This window comes from Acidovorax sp. KNOB132 (assembly GCF_057541515.1).
On record NZ_BAAJYT010000407.1, the window covers coordinates 1 to 2258 of the forward strand.

Genomic DNA, 2258 nt, shown 5'->3' on the forward strand with positions numbered 1-2258 from the left:
CGTCACCAGCTCCAGGCGGCCCGTGGCCAGCCGCAGGCCGCGCAGCCAGTGCAGCAGTTCGCGCGCCTCGCTGCGCTGCACGTCGATGCGTTGCCCGGGCAGGCCCACCAGCACCACCCAGGCGGGCTGCGGCAGCGTGGCCGGCAGCGGGGCCAGCCCGGTCAGCGACACGCCGACCGAGGTGACCGATTCGGGCGCCGGGTTGACGAAGTGCAGCACGAAGCCCGGCGGCCCGCCCCGCGCCTGCAGCACCTGGTTGGCGATGCGCAGCGCCTCGGCGGGCCCGGCCCAGTCCAGCACCAGGCTGCCGGGCAGCAGCGCGAAGAAGACGTGGATGGGGGCGCCGGGGCCGCTGCTCATCGCTGTGCGGGCGGAATCTGCCGCAGGGCGGCGGCGAAGGCCGCGTGGGCGGCCGGGTCCACGGGCCGGTGGCGCACCACGGTGCTGGCGGGGTCGTTGCCCAGGAAGTTGTTGCCCTTGTGGTTGTGCGCGGGCCGGATCGGGCGCGGGGCGAAGCCGCCGCCGCAGTTGGGGCACACGTTGCCGAGCACGTGGTCCACGCAGTCGGCGCAGAAGGTGCACTCGAAGCTGCAGATGCGCGCATCGGGCGAGGCGGGCGGCAGGGCGGTGTTGCAGTGTTCGCAGGTGGGGCGCAGTTCCAGCATGGCGCGTCTTCTTTCGTCGTGATGGCGGAGGGGCGGGGTGGACGGGGTGGGGGCGGAAAGGGCGGGGATCAGGCTGCCGCGGCCACGCGCTCCAGCGCCTGGGCGGCGGTGCATACGGTGGCGAAGCGGTCCTGCAGCACGGTGGCCGTGCGGTCCCGGATGTCGGCGGCGGTGAGCGTGCGGCCGTCGGGCTGCACCATGTCCCAGGTGAGCGTGGCATCGAGGGCGTAGTCCACCTGCCAGCCCAGGTCGGAGGCATGGCGGGTGGTGGTCTCGCAGCACTGCTCGGTGCGGATGCCGCTCACGATCAGGCGCTGGACGCCGTGCTGCGTCAGCCAGACGGCCAGGCCTGTGTCCACCAGTGCGCTGTGGCGCGATTTGGTGAAGGTGGCGGCGGCGTCGAACGGCGCCAGGCCCTCCAGCGGGCGCACGTGGCCGGACTCGATGGCGAACGGGTTGCCGGCCTCGGCGGGGCCGTCGCTGTGGAAGATGCGCACCACCGGCACGCCCCGGGCCACGCAGCCCTCGATGAGTGCGTTCTGCGCGGCGAGGTACGGCGGCAGGCTCTGCGCGGTGAAATAGGGCCGCTGGCGGAACGATTTCTGCGCGTCGATCACTATGAGACAGGTTTTCATGGGGGCGCTTCGATGGGTGGTGGAGTATGGCGCTGATTTTGAGAGCAGCGGCGGCCGGCGTCCGGCCCGGGGCGGCCAGGGATCGATCATTTCAGGACATGTTTCGATGGCGCGCGGCCTGCGGGTTTGTAGGCCGTGGCGCCCAATTCCAGCTCTGGCAGGCCCAAAAAATGCTGCACTGCAACAAAACTGGTATGGTGAACCCGCTACCCCGCCGATTGGACGACCGCCCATGCCCCGCAGCTCCCGCCTGTTTTCCCTGTCCGTTTTCACCCGGGCCTACCAGCGCAACCTGAAGGCGCTGGCCCGCGCCACGCGCCCCGCGCGGGTGAAGGCGGCCGCCAAGCCCCTGCTGTCGCTGGTGAATGCCGCCACCCCCAAGGCCCGGGCGCCGCGCAAGGTGCCGCCCGGGGCGGGCGAATGGATCGGCGGCATCGCCCCCCGGCCCGGCCGGCGCGCGGCGTTTTCACCTGCACATTCCCCCGGGCCTGGCCCTGGGCGCGGGCGAAAAGCTCCCCATGATGGTGATGCTGCACGGCTGCGGGCAGACGGGGGCCGATCTGGCCGCCAGTTCGCGCATGAACCGGCTCGCTGCCCGCGAGCGCTTTCTGGTGCTGTACCCCGAGCAGGAGCGCATCGCCAACGCGCAGGGCTGCTGGAACTGGTTCTCGCACCGCAACGGCAAGGCCCACGCGGAAGCGGCCACGCTCATGGCGGCGGTGGACCAGGTGGCGCGGCGCCATCCGGTCGATCTCACGCGCGTGGCGGTGGCCGGCCTGTCAGCCGGCGCATGCATGGCGGTGCTGCTGGCGGCGCGCTATCCGGAACGGTTCTGCGCGGTGGCCATGCATTCGGGCGTGGCGCCGGGCACGGCGGAGTCCTCCGCCCAGGCGCTGGCCGCCATGAGCGGGCGCCGCGAGGCCCTGCTGCCCGAGCCCGCGCCCCCGGTGCTGGGCAT

The 2258-nt window shown here is 72.6% G+C and carries 3 protein-coding genes and 1 pseudogene; 1 reads left to right on the plus strand and 3 read right to left on the minus strand.

Annotation, left to right across the window (positions count from 1 at the left end):
- From AC27IO_RS23100 to AC27IO_RS23110, 3 genes are all read right to left on the minus strand, one after another.
- On the minus strand, positions 1 to 360 hold a 360-nt coding region (locus tag AC27IO_RS23100; RefSeq protein WP_498740997.1), incomplete at its 3' end, for a type 1 glutamine amidotransferase family protein.
- Positions 357 to 665 (minus strand): DUF1272 domain-containing protein, encoded by a 309-nt coding sequence (locus tag AC27IO_RS23105; protein WP_284405881.1) that lies wholly within the window; start codon positions 663 to 665, stop codon positions 357 to 359. The genes AC27IO_RS23105 and AC27IO_RS23100, both read right to left, overlap by 4 nt.
- A gap of 68 nt (positions 666 to 733) precedes the next feature.
- On the minus strand, positions 734 to 1300 hold the full coding sequence (locus tag AC27IO_RS23110; RefSeq protein ID WP_498740998.1) for a cysteine hydrolase family protein: 567 nt from the start codon (positions 1298 to 1300) through the stop codon (positions 734 to 736).
- Positions 1301 to 1532: 232 nt separating this feature from the next.
- Here AC27IO_RS23110 and AC27IO_RS23115 point away from each other — a divergent pair.
- Positions 1533 to 2258: pseudogene (locus AC27IO_RS23115) on the plus strand (extracellular catalytic domain type 1 short-chain-length polyhydroxyalkanoate depolymerase); the annotation flags it as partial.